Raw genomic sequence first — 15267 nt, 5'->3', positions numbered from 1 at the left:
TGTGCACCTGACCCTCGACCTCGACAGCGAGGTCCCGATCTACCAGCAGATCCGCGACCGGATCGTGGAGGCCATCGCCCGCAGGCAGGCCGGGGAAGGCGACCCGCTGCCCTCCACCCGCCAGCTCGCCGCCGACTTCGGCGTCAACTTCCATACGGTGAACAAGGCGTACGACCTGCTGCGGCAGCAGGGCGTCATCCGGATCAACCGCAAGAGCGGCGCGGTCGTACGGCGGGACGCCGGCAGCGGCCCGCCCGAGGCCCCCTTCACCGAAGACTGGGAGGAACGCATGCGTGTGCTACTGGCCGAGGCCACCGTCCACGGCATGGACCGTCAGGACGTGCTGCGCCGGTGCGCGGCCATGCTGGACGGCTTCGGAGAGCCGGCATGACCCCGTTCATCGTCACCGCGCTCGTCTCCGTGCTCGTCTCCGTCGCCCTGATCACCTGCCTCATGCTGGCGCTGCCCGCGCTGGCCAGGCCGGCCCTGCCCTTCGGCGTGCGGGTGCCCGCCGACCGCGCGGGCGATCCGGCCGTGGTCGGCCAGCGGCGCCGCTTCGCCCGCCTGGTGATCGTGGTGGGCGTGGTCGCCGCCGTGATGGCCGTCCCCGTGCTGCTCGTCACGGGCTACGCGGCCGGGGTCACCGTCACGGTGTCGGCGGTGATCGTCGCGGACCTGCTGCTCTACTACCTCGCCCACCGCCGGGTCAGCGCCGCCAAGCGGGCCGGCGCGTGGTCGGCCGGGCGCCGCCAGGGCGTCACCGTCGACACCACCTTCCGCACCGATCCCGTCCGGGTGCCGTGGAAGCACGGGCTGCCCGCGCTGGGGGTCTTGCTGATCACCGGAGGCATCGGCTGGTCACGCCTGGGCGGGCTGCCCGCCACGCTGCCGCTCTACCTCGGGTTCGCCATCGACCCCGGGGAGCGCGTGGCCACGACCCCGCTGCGGGTCTTCGAGCCGCTGCTCTACCAGGTCGCGGTCCTCGTGGTCGTCGTCGCGCTGGTCGTGGTCGTGCTGCGCGCCCGTCCCGACCTCGACGCCGCCCGCCCTCGGGGGTCGGCCCGCCGCTACCGCCTCTACCTGCGCGGCGTCGCGTCGATGTCGCTGCTGGCCGCCGCCTGCCTCAACCTGAGCCTGCTCGTCGGGGCGCTCCAGCTGTGGGACGTGGTCACGCCGGGCATCGGCTGGCAGGTGGCCGCGTACGTGCCGCTCGTCGCGCTCCTGGCCGGCTGGGTCGGCTGGGAGATCAAGGCCGGGCAGGCCGGGCACCGCCTGCCCGCCCTGCCCGGCGAGGAGGACGAGGATTCCGGGATCGAGCAGCGCGACGACGACCGCCACTGGTTCCTGGCCGGCGCGGTCTACGCCAACCGCCGCGACCCCGCCCTGCTGGTGCACGCCCGCCTGGGGACCGGCTCGTGGACGCTCAACCTCGGGCACCCGATCGCCTGGCTCCTGCTCGGCGTCCTCGCGGTCGCTCTCCTCGTGCTCGGCGCGCTCTCGCTGTCCGGCGTCGTCGACCTGCCCCGGCGGCACAGCCTGTGGTGACGGTTTCCCCTTGGCCGGGCTGGGCAGGCGGCCAGAAAGGACCACCTGCCCAGAGAACGAACGGCACGGACACGCCCGGTCCCGACGAGCGCGTCCTGTCCCAACAGGATCTGGCCGAGGAAGGCGAGCGCAAGGGCTGGGCGCCGGCCCGTGGATGGGGGGCCACGCTTCCTGCTCGCCGGGAGCACGTTGCATACTGCAAGGAGACGCGAGGGCGGGGGTGACCGCCATGGGCCTTTCACACGAGGAACGCCAGACGCTTCAGGAGATCGAGGAGCGGCTGGCCTTCGACGATCCGGACCTCGACGCCCTCCTGTCCGGGTCCCAGCAGGGGCACGCGAAGGAGGTGCCGGTGGCCTTCTGGTGGGTGCTCGCCATCGTGGCCTACGTCGTGTTCCTGATCGGCGTGGTCATGACCGTGGCCGCCCCGCAGAACGCCTGCCAGGGCGGCGGGAGCGGCTGCGATCATCCGGCGGTCCGCACGTCCCAGACCGGCCCGTAGTCGCCGCGCGGGCAACCGTCCGGTTGCCAGGCCACGAGGAGGCAGTCATGAGGGTGAGGACGGCGGCCTGGCTCGCGGCGCTGGCCCTGGGCCTCGCAGGCTGCGGGGCCTCAACCGCCGGTGGGCCGACCACGGCCGCCACGCCACCGCCGCCGACGGCCGAACCGTCTCCCGCGCCGTGCCGCACCGCCGAGCCCGTGGTCGCCCTCGGCGACGCCGTCGATCCCCTGCCGGTCGCCTGGACGTCGGCCGAGCCGGTGAGCGACGGCCACGGCCTGCTGGTCACGTGGACGTCCGGCGTGGCGCCGTGCCGGGTGCTCGACCGGGTGGACGTCTCGTACGGGACGGACACGGTCGAGGTGACGCTGTACGAGGGCTCGGACCCGGACGTGCGCGACCCGGTGTGCGTGGAGATCGCGATCGAGAAGCAGACGCTGGTCAAGCTGCGTGAGCCCGTCGCGGGGCGCGAGATCGTCGACGGGGCGGGCCCGAGCCCTTCGTAGCGGTGAACCGCCGCTCCGGGGGCAGGGGGCGGGGATGAACAGGAAGGACGACGATCCCGACGACGAGTTCTTCGCGCCCGTGCTCCGCGAGCCGCCGCCTCCCGAGGAGGTCAGCCGCTCCGGCGTGGTGAGCGACACCGGCGTGCCCGAGGTCCCCGGCGGCGGCCGGGGAGACCGGGACGAGAGCCCGCCGCCCTCGAACGCGTCGAGCTACCGCCTGCTCGGCGCGGCGCTCGTGCTGCTCGCCGGGGTCGTGCTGGCCGTGCTGGCCCTGCTGGCCGGGATGCCGTGGCCGGCGCTCGTCCCGGCCGCCGTGGCGCTGGTAGCGGCGGGCTACCTGATCCGGGTGAGCGTACGCCGCTCCCGGTCGGGAGGCGGCCCGCCCGCCTTCGGGTAGTCAGCGGGGTTGATCGCCGGGATTTCCGCGCACAGGAGGTACGACAGGCCGCAGACCTCCCTCCCACGGTTGTCAGCGGGGTTCGTCGCCGGGGTTTCCGCGCACCGGCTGGTACGTGGCCGCGCGGAACAGGAACGAGGCCCACGAGCGGTAGGGCCGCCAGTGGTCGGCCAGCTTCCGGTAGGCCGCGGCGGGCGCGTCCTCGGGCAGGCCGTACACCTCGCGGAGGATCGCGAACAGGCGGGGCTCGTCGCCGGGGAAGGCGTCGGGGGCGCCGGCGCCGCGGATCAGGATCAGCCCGGCGGAGAACGGGCCCACGCCGGGCAGGGCGCGCAGCTCGGCCAGGGCCTGCTCCGGGGCGAGGGAGCGCAGGTGCTCGGCGGTGAGGACGCCGTCGAGCGCGGCGCGGGCCAGGCCGCGGATCCGCTCCTCCTTCTGCGCGGGCAGGCCGAGGCCGCCGGCCTCCAGGAGCGTCACGGGCGGCGGGAAGACGGCGTGCTCGCGGCCGTCCACGGCGACCGTCGCCCCGTACCGCTCGGCGATGCGCTGCTTGATGCGGGCGGCGATGAGCATCGACGAGCGCTGCACGATCACCGCCCAGCACGCCGCCTCCCACGGACTCCAGAAGCACACCGGCCGCAGGCCGGGGCTGCGGCGCTGCAGGTCGCCCAGCACCGGGTCGGCCTCGCCGAGCGCGGCGAACCCCGAGCCGTCCACGTCGAGGGAGAGGATGCGCGCGACCTCGCCCCGGATCCCCGCGCCGACCGGCCGCGTCGTGGCCACGGCGACCCCGCCCGGCGCGGCGGTCACGGACACGCCGATCGGCAGCCAGTCGGTCTCCGGGCAGAACCCGAACCGCAGCGCCCGCCCGTCGGAGGGCAGGGCGCTGGTCGCCGGCCAGTCCTCGACGAAGCGCAGCGAGGCGCCGAAGTCGAACGGTCCGCCGGCGATGATCGTGAATCCGAACGAGGTCATGCGCCGTATCGTAGGAGCTCGCCCGGACAGCGCCGTTAATCCGCCCTCCGAGCGCAGGTCCACCTAACAGATTTTCACCGCGCCCGGGTTTGCCCGCTCCGGTCCACGGAAGGGGCTACACGTGGCACGCATAGCGATCGTGGGCACCGGCTTCGGCGGGTACACCTGCGCGAAACTTCTGGAGCGCTGGCTCAGGCCTGGCGAGGCGGAGATCGTACTGATCACGCCGAAGGACTACACGCTGTACCTCCCGCTGCTGCCACAGGTGGCCGGCGGGGTGCTGCAGCCCCGCTCGATCGTGACGCCGCTGCACACGCGGCTGCGGCGCAGCAAGCTGCTGCCGGGCGTGGCGCACCAGGTGGACCTGGACGCCCGCGCCGTGGACGTCCTCAGGATCGACGGCGAGCCGGTGCGGGTGCCGTACGACGTGCTCGTGCTGGCCCCCGGCAGCATGACGCGGACGTTCGACATCCCGGGCCTGCAGGAGTACGCGCGCGGCATGAAGACGCTGGCCGAGGCGGTCTACCTGCGCGACCACTCGATCGCCCAGCTCGAACTGGCCGCCTCCTCCAATGACCCGGAGGAGCGGGCCGCGCGGTGCGGGTTCGTGGTGGTGGGCGCCGGCTACTCGGGCGTCGAGACGGCGGCCACGCTCCAGCTCGTCACCCGCCGGGCGATGGCCCGCTTCCCGCGGCTCGACCCCGGGCTGCTGCGCTGGACGCTGATCGACATCGCGCCCAAGGTGATGCCCGAGCTGGGCCCCGAGCTGGGCGCGGCGGCGACGCGGCTGCTGGAGGAGCGCGGGGTCGAGGTGCGACTCGGCGTCACGCTCGACCGGATCACCGTGGACACCGCGAAGCTGACCGACGGCACCACGCTGCCCTCCCGCACGGTCATCTGGACGGCGGGGGTGACGCCCAGGCCGGTGGTGTCCAGCCTCGGCACCGAGACGGTCAAGGGCCGCCTGGTCGTGGGCGCCGATCTGAGGGTGCCGGGCTGCGACGGCGTGTTCGGGCTGGGCGACGCCGCGGCGGTGCCCGACCTGACGGCCGAGCCGGGGACGCCCTGCGCGCCGACCGCGCAGCACGCCCACCGGCAGGCGAGGACCGCGGCGCGGAACGTGCTGGCGGCCCTGCGCGGCGGCAAGCTGCGTGAGTATCGTCACCGCGACCTCGGCCTGGTGGTCGACCTCGGCGGCTCGGACGCGGTGGCCAGGCCGTTCGGGATCGACCTCAAGGGGCCGCTGGCGCAGCTCGTCACCCGCGGCTATCACCTGCTGACGACGCCGTCGGGCCGCTCTCGGCTGCGCGTGAGCGGCGACTGGCTGCTCAACATGATGGCCCCCGACGACCTGATCAGGCTCGACTTCCTCAAGGACACCCCCGGCACGCTGGAGGACCTGGAGCACATGCCGATCACGCCGCGCGCGCGCCGGATCAGCGTGACCGAGGAGCCAGCGGGATCCCGACCGTGATCTCCTTGCCGAGCTTGTGGTCGCCGAGCAGGTCGAGGTCGTCGCCGCTCCAGAACCGGCCCGGGTCGTACCAGTTGGGCCTGCGGCCCGGCGGCAGCAGCCCCATCTCCTGGTAGGTGACGGCCACCACCTCGGCGCAGTAGGCGTTCTCCAGCGCCCGCTCCCCCGCGACCCGGCGCGGGCGCGGCAGCCGGCCGCCCACCCAGCGGGCCGCCAGCCTGGCGGTCGACGGGAACGGGGTGCCGTCGAGCCGGGCCACCGCGCGCAGCGCGGCGTCCTCCATCTCGCGGGTCGCCTGCGGCTCCAGCTGGCGCAGCCACGCGCGCTGGCCGTAGCGGTCGGCCCAGACCGTCACCGCGTCGCGCAGGTCGTGCAGCTGCACGCCGCGGTGGTGGGTGCCCGACCACAGGTCGAGCAGCGACTTGCCGAGCTCGGCGTGGAACATCATGGGCGGCAGGTCCTCGATGACGATCGCCATGCCCACGTGGTTGACCGGGCTGTTGGTCATGGTCTGGATGGCCCGGTCGGGGACGGTCCGGCCGCGGAAGATCCACAGGTCGCCCGTCCGGGTGAGCTCAACCGCCTCGTCGAGAGTCAGCATGGGGCTAGCCTAGGCACATGCGCTGGTGGAAGATACTCGGCCTGGCGGGGGTCGCGGGCGTCGCGGCCACGGGAGTGGCGATCGCGCGCGCCGAGCGCCGCCGCCGCGCCTACACGCCGGAGGAGATCAGGGTACGGCTGCGCGAGCGGGTCGAGGGTCAGCCCGAGGGCCGCAGGTCGTAGACGAAGACCACGTCCGGATAGGCCGGGTTGTCCACGTATCCCTGCACGCTGCCCAGGTAGGCCCGCCGGTAGTTGACCACCCACGGCATGGCCGCCGCGGCCTGCTGGTCCAGCACCCTCCTGGTGGCCCTGGCGAACGCCTGCTGCGCCGTCCGCTGGTCCGTCACGGTCAGCTCGGGCAGCGAGTCCAGCAGTTTGTCGGTGGTCGGGTCGTTCAGGTAGGAGAGGTTGAACACGGGCGGCTCGGCGCTGTGGAAGACGTTGCCGAACCACGAGTAGCCGTCGGCGTAGTCCGGCCACCAGTACATCGCGAAGATGTCCTGGCCGCCCTTCTTGCCCAGCTCCCACTGGTCGATCCAGGGCATCGCCCGGACCCTGAGCGTGACGTTCAGCGTCTTGAGGTCGCGGCGCAGCCGTTTGACCAGGACCTGCTGGTCGCTGTCACCCTCGGTGTAGGTGAGGGTGAGCCGCAGCGGCCTGCCCTGCGGCCCGTACCCCGCCTGCCGGAGCAGCTCGCCCGCGCCCGCGAGGTCCTGCCGGGGCACCCGGCCCGGCACGTGGCCGAGCAGTCCTTCCGGCACCACGCCGCTGTGCGGGCTGACGCCGCCGCGCAGCGCCCGGACCGCCCCCCGGTAGTCGACGGCCTTCTGCACCGCGCGCCGCACCCGCTGGTCGGACATGGGCCCCTCGGCGGTGTTGAACAGCAGCATTGCAGTCTGGAACGAGGGCCGCTCGGAGGTGCGCAGCCCCGGCGCGGCCTCCGCCCGGGCGAACAGCCTCGGCTCCAGCCGGCGCAGGAAGCTGACCTCGCCCTGCAGCAGGAGCTGCCAGGCGCGCCGCTGGTCGGGTATCACGCGGAACTTGACCGTGCGGTAGTGCGGCTGGTCCCAGCCTCCCCAGTAGTCGTCGTACGCCTTGAGCGTCAGCTCGGTCTCGGCCCCGTCCTTCCAGGTGTCCACCTTGTACGGCCCGGTCCCGGCGTCCCGGCCGGCCTGGAACCACTTCCCCAGGTCGGGGGCCGCCTCGGTGTCGTAGATGTAGGCCGCGTAGGCGGAGGAGGCCGCCAGGTCGAGCGGCACCGGGTAGCGCAGCGCGAACGTGAGCGTATGAGGGTCCTCGACTCTGATGGAGGAGACCGCGTCCCAGATGTAGTAGGCGCCGGCCTTGGTGGACATGGTCCGCTCGATGGACTGCTTGACGGCGGTGGCGTCCATGGGCCGCCCGGTGTGGAAGGTGACGTCCTGGCGCAGCGTGAACGTCCAGGAGCGGCCGTCGGCGGTGGTCCGCCACGAGGTGGCCAGGCGGGGTGAGCTCTTCTTGGTGACCGGGTTCCAGAGGGTGAGCGTCTCGTAGACGTTCTGCAGGGCGACGACCTCGTTGGAGTAGGACGTGCCGGGATCCAGATCCGTGACCACGTCGCCGTGCTGGACGTAGACGAACGCCGATTCCCCCAGCCGCGGCTGCCGCACCACTGCCGGTGCCGAGCACGCCGTGAGGAGCAGCACCAGCGTGGCGACCGCTGCGAGACGACGGCGCAACGCATCTCCCTCTATGACCGATCTCCTGGGAGAACCTACTAGACGATCATGGCCCGATGGCCGAAACCACCGAAAAATTGGGCAATCCGGAGATCGAATTGCTATTCTCGTGCCTTGTCCCGTCCGGGGTTGCCAGCAGGGGACCGACCGGAGTGAGGTGCCATGGGTCGTAGCCGAACGATCCGCCTGAAGATCATCGGCCTACTGCTGGTTCCGCTGGCCTCGATGGTGGTGTTGTGGGGGGTTATCACCGCCGTCACGGCGGGCGAGAGTCTGGAGCTGAGGCAGTATCAGACGCTCTGGACGAACCTGCGACACCCGGCGTACAAGCTCGGCAACGAGCTGCAGCGCGAGCGCCTCGCCTCCGTTCAGCTCCTGGGCGCCGGCGTGTCGGCCGACAGGTCGGCGCTCATCGAGCAGCGCTCACGCAGCGACAGGGCGAAGGAGGAGTTCAAGAAGTCCTCGGGCAAGTCCCGGGATACCTCGGAGGCGATCCGCAAGCAGGTGGACGCGGTGTACACGCAGCTCGACAGGCTCGACGCGGTCAGGGGAGAGATCGACACGGGCCTGTCCGACCGTCTGCGCACGGTGGAGGGGTACAACACGATCCTCGACGCCCTCTTCGACCTGCACCGGCGGGTCGGCTACATCGACGACCTGCCGATCTACGAGCAGTCCAGGATCGTCATCGACCTCGGCTACGCCAAGGAGCTGCTCACCCGCGAGCAGGCACTGGGCCTGGGCACCACCACGGTGGCCGAGCGCAGGCTGTTCACCCGGCTGGTGGGCAACCGGCGCTTCCTCATCGACCACTCGCTCGGCCAGCTGGACCCGAGCCTGCGCGAGACTCAGGTGTCGATCATCACCTCGCCCGTCTACCAGCGGATGCGGCTGATGGAGGACCAGATCGTCGCGGGCGGCTCGCCGCGCGGATGGCTGGACACCACCGAGTCTCTGGCGAAGTCTTTCCAAGAGGCCCAGATGCGCGCGAGCATGATCCTGCAGGAGCGCTCAGAGCCGGTGGCCGACGCCGGGCTCACCCGGGCGCTGCTGCTGGCCGGGACATGCTTCGCGCTGATCCTGGTCTCGATCGCGTTCTCGCTGCGGATGGGCAACCGCCTGTCCAAGGAACTGGCCAATCTCCGCGGGGCGGCGCTGGAGGTGGCCCAGGAGCGGCTGCCCGAGGTCGTCGCCAAGCTGCGGAAGGGGGAGACGGTTGACGTGCCCGAGCTCTCCGTCGCCAGCACGACCGTCGAGATCGACGACGTCGGCCAGGCCTTCTCCACGGTCCAGCAGACCGCGGTCGAGGCGGCCGTCGGCCAGGCGCAGCTGCGTGACGGCGTCGGCCACGTGTTCCGCAACCTCGCCAGGCGCAGCCAGGCGCTGCTGCACCGCCAGCGCATCCAGCTGGAGGGCATGCAGCACCGCGCCACCGACCCCGACGACCTCGACGACCTGTTCCGGCTCGACCACCTGGCCACCCGGATGCGCCGGCACGCCGAGGGCCTGATCATCCTGTCGGGCGCCACCCCCGGCCGCGGCTGGAGCAAGCCCGTGCCGATGCTGGACGTGGCCCGCGGCGCCGCCGCCGAGGTGGAGGACTACCAGCGGGTGATCGTCGACCCGATGCCGGCCCAGCGTCTGGCCGGGCCCGTGGTCGGCGACGTGATCCACCTGGTGGCCGAGCTCATCGAGAACGCCACCGTCTACTCTCCCCCGCACACCTCGGTGATCGTGCGAGGCGAGGTGGCGGCCCGCGGCTTCGCCTTCCACGTGGAGGACCGGGGGCTCGGGATGAGTGACGAGCAGCTGGCCGAGTACAACGAGCGGCTGGCCAGCCCGCCCGAGTTCGACCTGGCCGACAGCGAGCGGCTCGGTCTCTTCGTCGTTTCCCGCCTGGCCGCCAGGCATGACATTCGCGTGATGTTGCGCGATTCACCATATGGAGGGACCACCGCCATCGTGCTGATCCCGGCAGAACACGTAACAGATCCTCCGGACGAGCCGGAGGAGCCCACCGCGGCCCCGGCCCGCCCGATCCGGGTGGTGCAAGGTGAGTAGAGACGAGCGCTGGCTGGACGAGGACGCCGGTCCGATCGTCCCCGCCTACTTACTCACCCGGGGCCGGACGGTGCCCGCGAGCGAGGCCATCGACCTCATCGCCGTCATCATCACCTCCGGCGGCCTGACGCCGCCGGTCGGGCTCGGTCCCGAGCATCTGATCATCCTGCAGAAGTGCACCAAGCCGACGCGGCTGGTGGACGTCGCCGCGGAGCTGAACCTGCCCATCGGCGTGGTCCGGGTCCTCGTCGGCGACCTGCACCAGCAGAAGCTCGTCCAGGTGGAGTCGCCGCCTCCGGCGCCCGACGCCACGGTGCTCCTGGAGGTCATCGACGGGCTGAAGGCTCTCTGAGCACGTCCTCGGCCCGGTGGCAGGCGACCCGGCGCCCGTCCTGTCCCTCCTGATGCCCTCCTAGGTCCCGCAGCGCGGGCGCGCGATCGCACTCCGTCACCGCCATCGGGCAACGCGGCCGGAACGGGCAGCCCGTCTCCGCCGGCCTCACCTCCGCGCGCCCCCGCGCCACGGGCGGCTCTCCCCCCAGCTTCGGGACGGCGTCGCGCAGCGCCAGCGTGTACGGGTGAGCGGGCCTGGCGAGCAGGTCGGCCGTGGGGCCCGACTCGACCACGCGGCCCGCGAAGAGCACGTGCGAGGTGCGGCACAGCTTCCCCACCACGGCCAGGTTGTGCGTGATCAGCAGGCGTTCCGCCGCCAGCCCCGCGATCAGGTCGAGGATCCTGGCCTGGACCGTCACGTCCAGGGCGCTGGTGGGCTCGTCGAGGATGAGCAGTTTCGGGTTCACGGCGAGCGCGCGGGCGATGACCACCCGCTGGCGCTGGCCGCCGGAGAGCTGGTGCGGCCTGCGGCTCGCCAGCGCGGGGTCGAGGCCGACCTGTTCGAGCAGCTCGGGGACGCGGTGGCGGGCGTCCCGGGGCAGCGCCTCGGCTATGGAGTTGCCGACGCGCATGCGGGGGTCCAGGGCCTCGGCCTGGAAGACGGGCTGGACGTCGCCGCGGAAGCGCCTCATGTCCACTTTTTTCAGGTTCTGGTCCCCGTACAGGATATTTCCGGACATGGGGGTGAGGAGGCCGAGGAAGGCGCGCGCCAGCGTCGACTTGCCCGACCCGCTCTCTCCGATCAGGCCGACCCCGCCCCCGGTGATGTCCAGGGTGACGTCGTGGACCACGGGGGTGCGGCCGTACCCGAGCGTCACCCGCTCCGCCCTCAGCAGGCTCCCCGACGATGTCACGGCAGCGCCTCCAGCAGTTCGCGGGTGTAGGGGTGGGCCGGCTCGGCCAGCACGCGGGCGGCGGGGCCGCTCTCCACGACCTCGCCGGCGCGCATGACCAGCACCCGGTGGGCGATGGTGGAGACCAGGGCCAGGTCGTGCGAGACCAGCAGCAGCGCCAGCCCGCGCTCGGCGCAGAGCGTGCGCAGCACGGCGACCACCTCGGCCTGCACGGTCACGTCCAGCGCGCTGGTCGGCTCGTCGGCCAGGATCGCCTCCGCGCCCAGCGCGATGGCCAGCGCGATCGCGAACCGCTGCGCCTGCCCGCCGGAGACCTCGTGCGGGTAGCGGCGCAGGATGGCCGGGTCGAGCAGGACGGCCTCGACCGCCTCGGCCATGACCCGCTCCGCGTCGCCGACGCCGTGCAGCCTGAGCGCCCGGCGCATCAGCGTGCCGAGCCGGAGGGTGGGGCTGAGCGCGGCCTGCGGCGACTGCATGACGAGCGCCACCCTGGCTCCCCTGATCGCGCGCAGCTCGGCCGGCGAGGCGCTCGTCACGTCCACCCCGGCCACCCGGATCCGCCCGCCGACCTCGGCGCCCTCGGTGAGCCCGAGCAGCGCCAGCAGCGTGGTGGACTTGCCGGAGCCGCTCTCCCCCACGATCGCCACGCACTCGCCGGGGGCCACGTCCAGCTCCGGCACCCTAGCTACGACCCGCCCGCCGTAGCTCACCCGGAGGTCGCGTACCTCGATCACTTCACGATCCTCCGCGGGTCCAGCGCGTTGCGCAGCCCTTCGCCCAGCACGTTGAACGCGAACGCGGTCAGCAGGATCGCCAGCCCGGGGAAGGTGACGACCCACCAGTTCGTGGTGAACAGCGACTGCCCCTGCTCCACCATCAGCCCCCACTCCGCCGTCGGCTCCTGGGCGCCCAGCCCCAGGTACGACAGCGCCGCGGCGGTGAGGATGACCCCGCCGCCGTCGAGCGAGACCTGGACCAGGACAGGCGTCAGCGAGTTCGGCAGCACGTGCCGCAGGATGATCATGGGCGCGGGCACGCCCAGGCAGCGCGCGGCGTCCACGTACGGGCGGGTGGCGATGGAGGCGGCCATCGACGCCGACAGTCGCGCGTACCACGGCCACCAGGTGACCGCGATGGCCACGATCACGGTGGTGACGCTCGGCTGCAGCACGACCGCCAGGGCCACCGACAGCAGCAGCGCGGGGAAGGCCAGGAACACGTCCGTGATCCGCATGATCACGTCTCTGACCCAGCCGCCCGCGTACCCGGCCACGACGCCCAGCAGGACGCCCGTGGTGGCCGAGACCGCCAGCACGGTCACGGCGATGAACAGCGACGTCCGCCCGCCGTACAGCACCCGGGTGAGCACGTCGCGGCCGGCGGCGTCGGTGCCGAACCAGTGCGCGGCGTCCGGCGCCCGCAGCGCGGCGAACGGGTCCACCTCGTCCGGCGGGTAGGGGGCGAGCCAGGGCGCGAGCAGGGCGGCCAGCGCGATGAGCGCGATCAGCACCGCCCCGGCGAGTGCGAACCGGTCGGTGACCCTCGGCAGGGTGCGGCGCAGCGGCGCCGCCTCGGGCAGCGCGCTCACCGGGCCCTCGCCCTCGGGTCGACGACGCCCTGCAGCAGGTCCACCACGAGGTTGGCGAGCACGTACATCAGCGCGACCAGCAGGGTGACGCCCGCGACCGCCGGGGTGTCGGAGCTGGAGATGGCGTTGACCGCGTAGCGGCCCAGGCCGGGCCAGTTGAAGACGGCCTCGACCAGGAACCCGTTCACGATCGCGTACGCGAACACCAGCGCGATCAGCGACAGCACCGGGTTGAGCGCGGGCCGCAGCGCGAACCGGGTCAGGATGGTCGTCTCGCGGAAGCCGAGCGCCCGCTCCAGCCGGGCGTGGTCCTGCGACGCCTCCTCGATGAGCGTGGCGCGCACCATCTGCGCGATCACCCCCGCCGGGTACGCGGCCACGACCAGGGCCGGGAGCACCAGATGCGCCAGCGTGCTGGTGAGGATCGGCCAGTTGCCGGTGATGAGCGCGTCCACGACGGTGATGTTCGTCCAGAGCGTCAGCGGGCTGGTGGTGTCGAGCGCGCTGTCGTACTCCCCGGCGACCGGGAACCAGCCCAGGTTGCTGGCGAAGACCGTCTGCAGGGCCAGCGCCAGCCAGAACACCGGCAGCGACACCGCGAGCATGCTGGTCAGCCGGACCGAGAAGTCAGGGAAGCGGCCCCTGAACCGGGCGGCCAGCACGCCGACGGGGATGCCTGCCACGACGGCGATCACCAGGCCGGCCCCGACCAGCTCCAGGCTGGCCGGGAAGGCGTGGTACAGATCCTCCAGCACCGGCCGCCGGGTGTGCAGGCTGGTCTGCCAGTCGCCCGTCACCAGATCCCTGACGTAGTTGCCGAGCTGCACCCAGAGCGGGTCGTCCAGCCCGAAGCGGGCGCGCACCTCGGCGAGCTGCTCGGGCGTGGCCTTGGGCCCGGCGTAGGCGACCGCCGGATCGCCGGGCACCATCCTCGTGATCACGAAGGTGAGGGCGACCACGCCGGCCATGACCAGGAGTGCCTGGCCCAGCCGGCGGATCAGGTAGCGCGGCATCGGTCAGCTGGCGGGCTTGAGGTCGTAGAAGGAGACCACGTTCGGGTAGGCCGGGTTGTCGACGTACCCGAGCACGTCTGCGGTGAGCGCGCGCTGGTAGGTCTGCACGTACGGCACCGCGACCGCCGCCTCGTCCTGGATGATCTTCTTCTGCAGGTCGGCGTAGGCCTGGTCGGCCGCCAGCTGGTCGGTGGCGGTGAGCTGCGGCAGGCCGTCGATCGCCTTGTCGATCGCCTCGTCCTTCAGGTACGACAGGTTGAACGAGACCTCGTCCGCGCTGCGGAAGACGTTGAGGAACCACGAGTACGGGTCGGCGTAGTCGGGGAACCAGTACATGACGAAGATGTCCTGGTCGCCCTTCTTGCCCCGGTCCCACTGCGCGTTCCAGGCCATCGCCCGCGCTTCGATGGTGACGTTGACCTTCTTCAGCGCCGCGGTGAGCAGGGTGACCAGCAGCTTCTGGTCCTCGTCGCCCTGGGCGTAGGTGAGCGTGAGCTTCAGCTCGGCGTTGTCCGGGCCGTACCCGGCGTCCTGCAGCAGCTCCTGCGCCTTGGCCAGGTCCTGCTTGGGCTCCATGCCCGTGGTGTGGCCGAGCAGCCCGGGCGGCACCAGACCGCCGGCCTTCTGCGCGGAGCCCTTGAGCGCCGCCACCAGGCCGTCGTAGTCGATGGCGTGCTGCAGAGCCTGCCGGACGCGCACGTCCTTCGTCGGCCCCTCCGCCGTGTTGAACAGCACCAGCAGGTTCTGGAACGACGGCGTCTGCTTGGCCTGCACGCCCTCGGTCATGCCCGCCTGCTCGAACAGCTGCGGGTTGAGCCGCTGCACGAAGTTGACCTCGCCGCGCTGGAGGAGCTGCCACGCCGTGGTGATCTCCGGCGTGACGCGGAAGGCGACCTTCTTGTACTGCTCCGGCCGCCAGCCGCCCCAGTAGTCGTCGAACGCCTTCAGCGTCAGCTCGGTCTCCTGGCCCTTCTGCCACGAGTCGATCGTGTACGGGCCGGTGCCGGCGTCCAGCTTGCCGTTCTTGACGTCGTCCTCGTTCTTCTCCAGCGCCTCGGCGTCGTAGATGTGGGCGGCGTACCCGGAGGAGGTGATGAGGTCCATCGGGGCCGCGTACTTGAGCGTGAACTTCAGCGTCGAGGCGTCCGGCGTCTCGATCTTGTCGACCGCGCTCCAGATGTAGGCGGCGCCGCCGCCGGACTTCATCGTGCGCTCGATGGCCTTCTTGGCGGCCTCGGCGTCGAGCGTGGCGCCGGTGTGGAACTTCACGCCCTGGCGCAGCTTGAACGTCCACTCCTTGCCCTCGTCCGCCGAGGACCACTCGGTGGCCAGGCGCGGCCGGACCTCCTTGGCCTCGGCGTCGTAGCGGGTGAGGCCCTCGTAGATGCTGGTCATGGCGATGATCTCGTTGGAGTACGAGGTCGCCGGGTCCCAGTCGGTCACCACGTCCAGGTTGGGGGCGTAGACGAAGGTGGCGTCGTTCTCGGTGGACTGGGTGGCCTGCGTTCCGCCGGTGCTCGGCTGGGGGGTGCCGCCGGCGCCGCGTACCTGGCCGCCCGCGCACGCGGATGCGGCCAGGGCGACGACACCGGCGATCCCGGCTACGAGCAGACGCTTGTGCCAGCGCATGGGGGGATCCTT

General features: G+C 72.1%; 17 protein-coding genes. 9 read left to right on the top strand and 8 right to left on the bottom strand.

Annotated features, from left to right (window positions below):
• Position 1: 1 nt before the first annotated feature.
• The 5 genes from AB0K05_RS22660 (at position 2) to AB0K05_RS22640 (ending at position 2947) form a co-directional block, all read left to right on the top strand.
• Complete coding sequence (locus AB0K05_RS22660) at positions 2–391, top strand: GntR family transcriptional regulator (RefSeq protein WP_148029703.1); 390 nt, start codon at positions 2–4, stop codon at positions 389–391.
• The gene (locus tag AB0K05_RS22655) at positions 388–1545 is read left to right on the top strand and encodes a hypothetical protein (protein ID WP_364231338.1); all 1158 of its coding nucleotides are present in this window, start codon (positions 388–390) and stop codon (positions 1543–1545) included. The genes AB0K05_RS22660 and AB0K05_RS22655 overlap by 4 nt, the downstream gene beginning before the upstream one ends.
• 229 nt (positions 1546–1774) lie before the next feature.
• Positions 1775–2047, top strand: a complete 273-nt coding sequence (locus AB0K05_RS22650; protein ID WP_187280983.1) for a DUF3040 domain-containing protein — start codon at positions 1775–1777, stop codon at positions 2045–2047.
• 47 nt (positions 2048–2094) lie between these two features.
• On the top strand, positions 2095–2550 hold the full coding sequence (locus AB0K05_RS22645) for a hypothetical protein (protein ID WP_271278610.1): 456 nt from the start codon (positions 2095–2097) through the stop codon (positions 2548–2550).
• A gap of 34 nt (positions 2551–2584) precedes the next feature.
• Positions 2585–2947, top strand: coding sequence for a hypothetical protein (locus tag AB0K05_RS22640; protein ID WP_271278609.1), 363 nt, complete (start codon positions 2585–2587; stop codon positions 2945–2947).
• A gap of 72 nt (positions 2948–3019) precedes the next feature.
• Here the strand turns inward: AB0K05_RS22640 and AB0K05_RS22635 are convergent, their stop codons facing one another.
• Complete coding sequence (locus tag AB0K05_RS22635; protein ID WP_271278608.1) at positions 3020–3922, bottom strand: hypothetical protein; 903 nt, start codon at positions 3920–3922, stop codon at positions 3020–3022.
• 121 nt (positions 3923–4043) lie between these two features.
• Here AB0K05_RS22635 and AB0K05_RS22630 point away from each other — a divergent pair, with 121 nt between their 5' ends.
• A complete protein-coding gene (locus AB0K05_RS22630; protein WP_271278607.1) occupies positions 4044–5396 on the top strand; it encodes an NAD(P)/FAD-dependent oxidoreductase in 1353 nt (450 codons plus the stop codon).
• On the opposite strand, the gene AB0K05_RS22625 is transcribed toward AB0K05_RS22630, so the two are convergent.
• Entirely contained in the window at positions 5359–5997 is a 639-nt protein-coding gene (locus tag AB0K05_RS22625; protein ID WP_219543847.1) for a hypothetical protein, read from the bottom strand. The two genes, AB0K05_RS22630 and AB0K05_RS22625, sit on opposite strands and share 38 nt — an antisense overlap.
• A gap of 17 nt (positions 5998–6014) precedes the next feature.
• On the opposite strand from AB0K05_RS22625, the gene AB0K05_RS22620 reads away from it, so the two are divergent.
• A complete protein-coding gene (locus tag AB0K05_RS22620) occupies positions 6015–6179 on the top strand; it encodes a hypothetical protein (protein ID WP_187280982.1) in 165 nt (54 codons plus the stop codon).
• Here the strand turns inward: AB0K05_RS22620 and AB0K05_RS22615 are convergent.
• On the bottom strand, positions 6155–7717 hold the full coding sequence (locus AB0K05_RS22615; protein ID WP_271278606.1) for an ABC transporter substrate-binding protein: 1563 nt from the start codon (positions 7715–7717) through the stop codon (positions 6155–6157). The genes AB0K05_RS22620 and AB0K05_RS22615 overlap by 25 nt on opposite strands.
• 162 nt (positions 7718–7879) lie before the next feature.
• On the opposite strand from AB0K05_RS22615, the gene AB0K05_RS22610 reads away from it, so the two are divergent.
• Both AB0K05_RS22610 and AB0K05_RS22605 read left to right on the top strand, forming a co-directional pair.
• On the top strand, positions 7880–9778 hold the full coding sequence (locus AB0K05_RS22610; RefSeq protein ID WP_261808352.1) for a nitrate- and nitrite sensing domain-containing protein: 1899 nt from the start codon (positions 7880–7882) through the stop codon (positions 9776–9778).
• Entirely contained in the window at positions 9771–10130 is a 360-nt protein-coding gene (locus tag AB0K05_RS22605) for a DUF742 domain-containing protein (RefSeq protein ID WP_148029695.1), read from the top strand. Before AB0K05_RS22610 ends, AB0K05_RS22605 begins: the two co-directional genes overlap by 8 nt.
• Here AB0K05_RS22605 and AB0K05_RS22600 read toward each other — a convergent pair.
• The 5 genes from AB0K05_RS22600 to AB0K05_RS22580 are packed head-to-tail and all read right to left on the bottom strand — an operon-like array spanning position 10105 to position 15255.
• Positions 10105–11025 (bottom strand): ABC transporter ATP-binding protein, encoded by a 921-nt coding sequence (locus AB0K05_RS22600; protein WP_271278605.1) that lies wholly within the window; start codon positions 11023–11025, stop codon positions 10105–10107. The two genes, AB0K05_RS22605 and AB0K05_RS22600, sit on opposite strands and share 26 nt — an antisense overlap.
• The gene (locus tag AB0K05_RS22595; RefSeq protein ID WP_271278604.1) at positions 11022–11759 is read right to left on the bottom strand and encodes an ABC transporter ATP-binding protein; all 738 of its coding nucleotides are present in this window, start codon (positions 11757–11759) and stop codon (positions 11022–11024) included. The genes AB0K05_RS22600 and AB0K05_RS22595 overlap by 4 nt, the downstream gene beginning before the upstream one ends.
• Positions 11756–12613 (bottom strand): ABC transporter permease, encoded by an 858-nt coding sequence (locus tag AB0K05_RS22590; protein ID WP_271278603.1) that lies wholly within the window; start codon positions 12611–12613, stop codon positions 11756–11758. Before AB0K05_RS22590 ends, AB0K05_RS22595 begins: the two co-directional genes overlap by 4 nt.
• Complete coding sequence (locus AB0K05_RS22585; RefSeq protein WP_148029692.1) at positions 12610–13626, bottom strand: ABC transporter permease; 1017 nt, start codon at positions 13624–13626, stop codon at positions 12610–12612. The genes AB0K05_RS22590 and AB0K05_RS22585 overlap by 4 nt, the downstream gene beginning before the upstream one ends.
• Positions 13627–13629: 3 nt before the next feature.
• Positions 13630–15255, bottom strand: a complete 1626-nt coding sequence (locus AB0K05_RS22580; RefSeq protein WP_364231329.1) for an ABC transporter substrate-binding protein — start codon at positions 15253–15255, stop codon at positions 13630–13632.
• Between the last annotated feature and the right edge of the window lie 12 nt (positions 15256–15267).

The sequence above is a fragment of the Nonomuraea sp. NPDC049486 genome (genome assembly GCF_040676925.1).
GTDB lineage: Bacteria > Actinomycetota > Actinomycetes > Streptosporangiales > Streptosporangiaceae > Nonomuraea > Nonomuraea ferruginea.
The sequence above is the reverse complement of the archived record's forward strand: the minus strand, read 5'-3'. Positions and strand labels throughout refer to the sequence as shown.

What these genes read in the sequence shown, in the direction of transcription:
- AB0K05_RS22585 (WP_148029692.1), bottom strand. Translation starts at nt 13,626, where the DNA reads ATGCCGCGCTACCTGATCCGCCGGCTGGGCCAGGCACTCCTGGTCATG.
- AB0K05_RS22625 (WP_219543847.1), bottom strand. Translation starts at nt 5,997, where the DNA reads ATGCTGACTCTCGACGAGGCGGTTGAGCTCACCCGGACGGGCGACCTG.
- AB0K05_RS22650 (WP_187280983.1), top strand. Translation starts at nt 1,775, where the DNA reads ATGGGCCTTTCACACGAGGAACGCCAGACGCTTCAGGAGATCGAGGAG.
- AB0K05_RS22580 (WP_364231329.1), bottom strand. Translation starts at nt 15,255, where the DNA reads ATGCGCTGGCACAAGCGTCTGCTCGTAGCCGGGATCGCCGGTGTCGTC.
- AB0K05_RS22620 (WP_187280982.1), top strand. Translation starts at nt 6,015, where the DNA reads ATGCGCTGGTGGAAGATACTCGGCCTGGCGGGGGTCGCGGGCGTCGCG.
- AB0K05_RS22640 (WP_271278609.1), top strand. Translation starts at nt 2,585, where the DNA reads ATGAACAGGAAGGACGACGATCCCGACGACGAGTTCTTCGCGCCCGTG.
- AB0K05_RS22645 (WP_271278610.1), top strand. Translation starts at nt 2,095, where the DNA reads ATGAGGGTGAGGACGGCGGCCTGGCTCGCGGCGCTGGCCCTGGGCCTC.
- AB0K05_RS22655 (WP_364231338.1), top strand. Translation starts at nt 388, where the DNA reads ATGACCCCGTTCATCGTCACCGCGCTCGTCTCCGTGCTCGTCTCCGTC.
- AB0K05_RS22635 (WP_271278608.1), bottom strand. Translation starts at nt 3,922, where the DNA reads ATGACCTCGTTCGGATTCACGATCATCGCCGGCGGACCGTTCGACTTC.
- AB0K05_RS22610 (WP_261808352.1), top strand. Translation starts at nt 7,880, where the DNA reads ATGGGTCGTAGCCGAACGATCCGCCTGAAGATCATCGGCCTACTGCTG.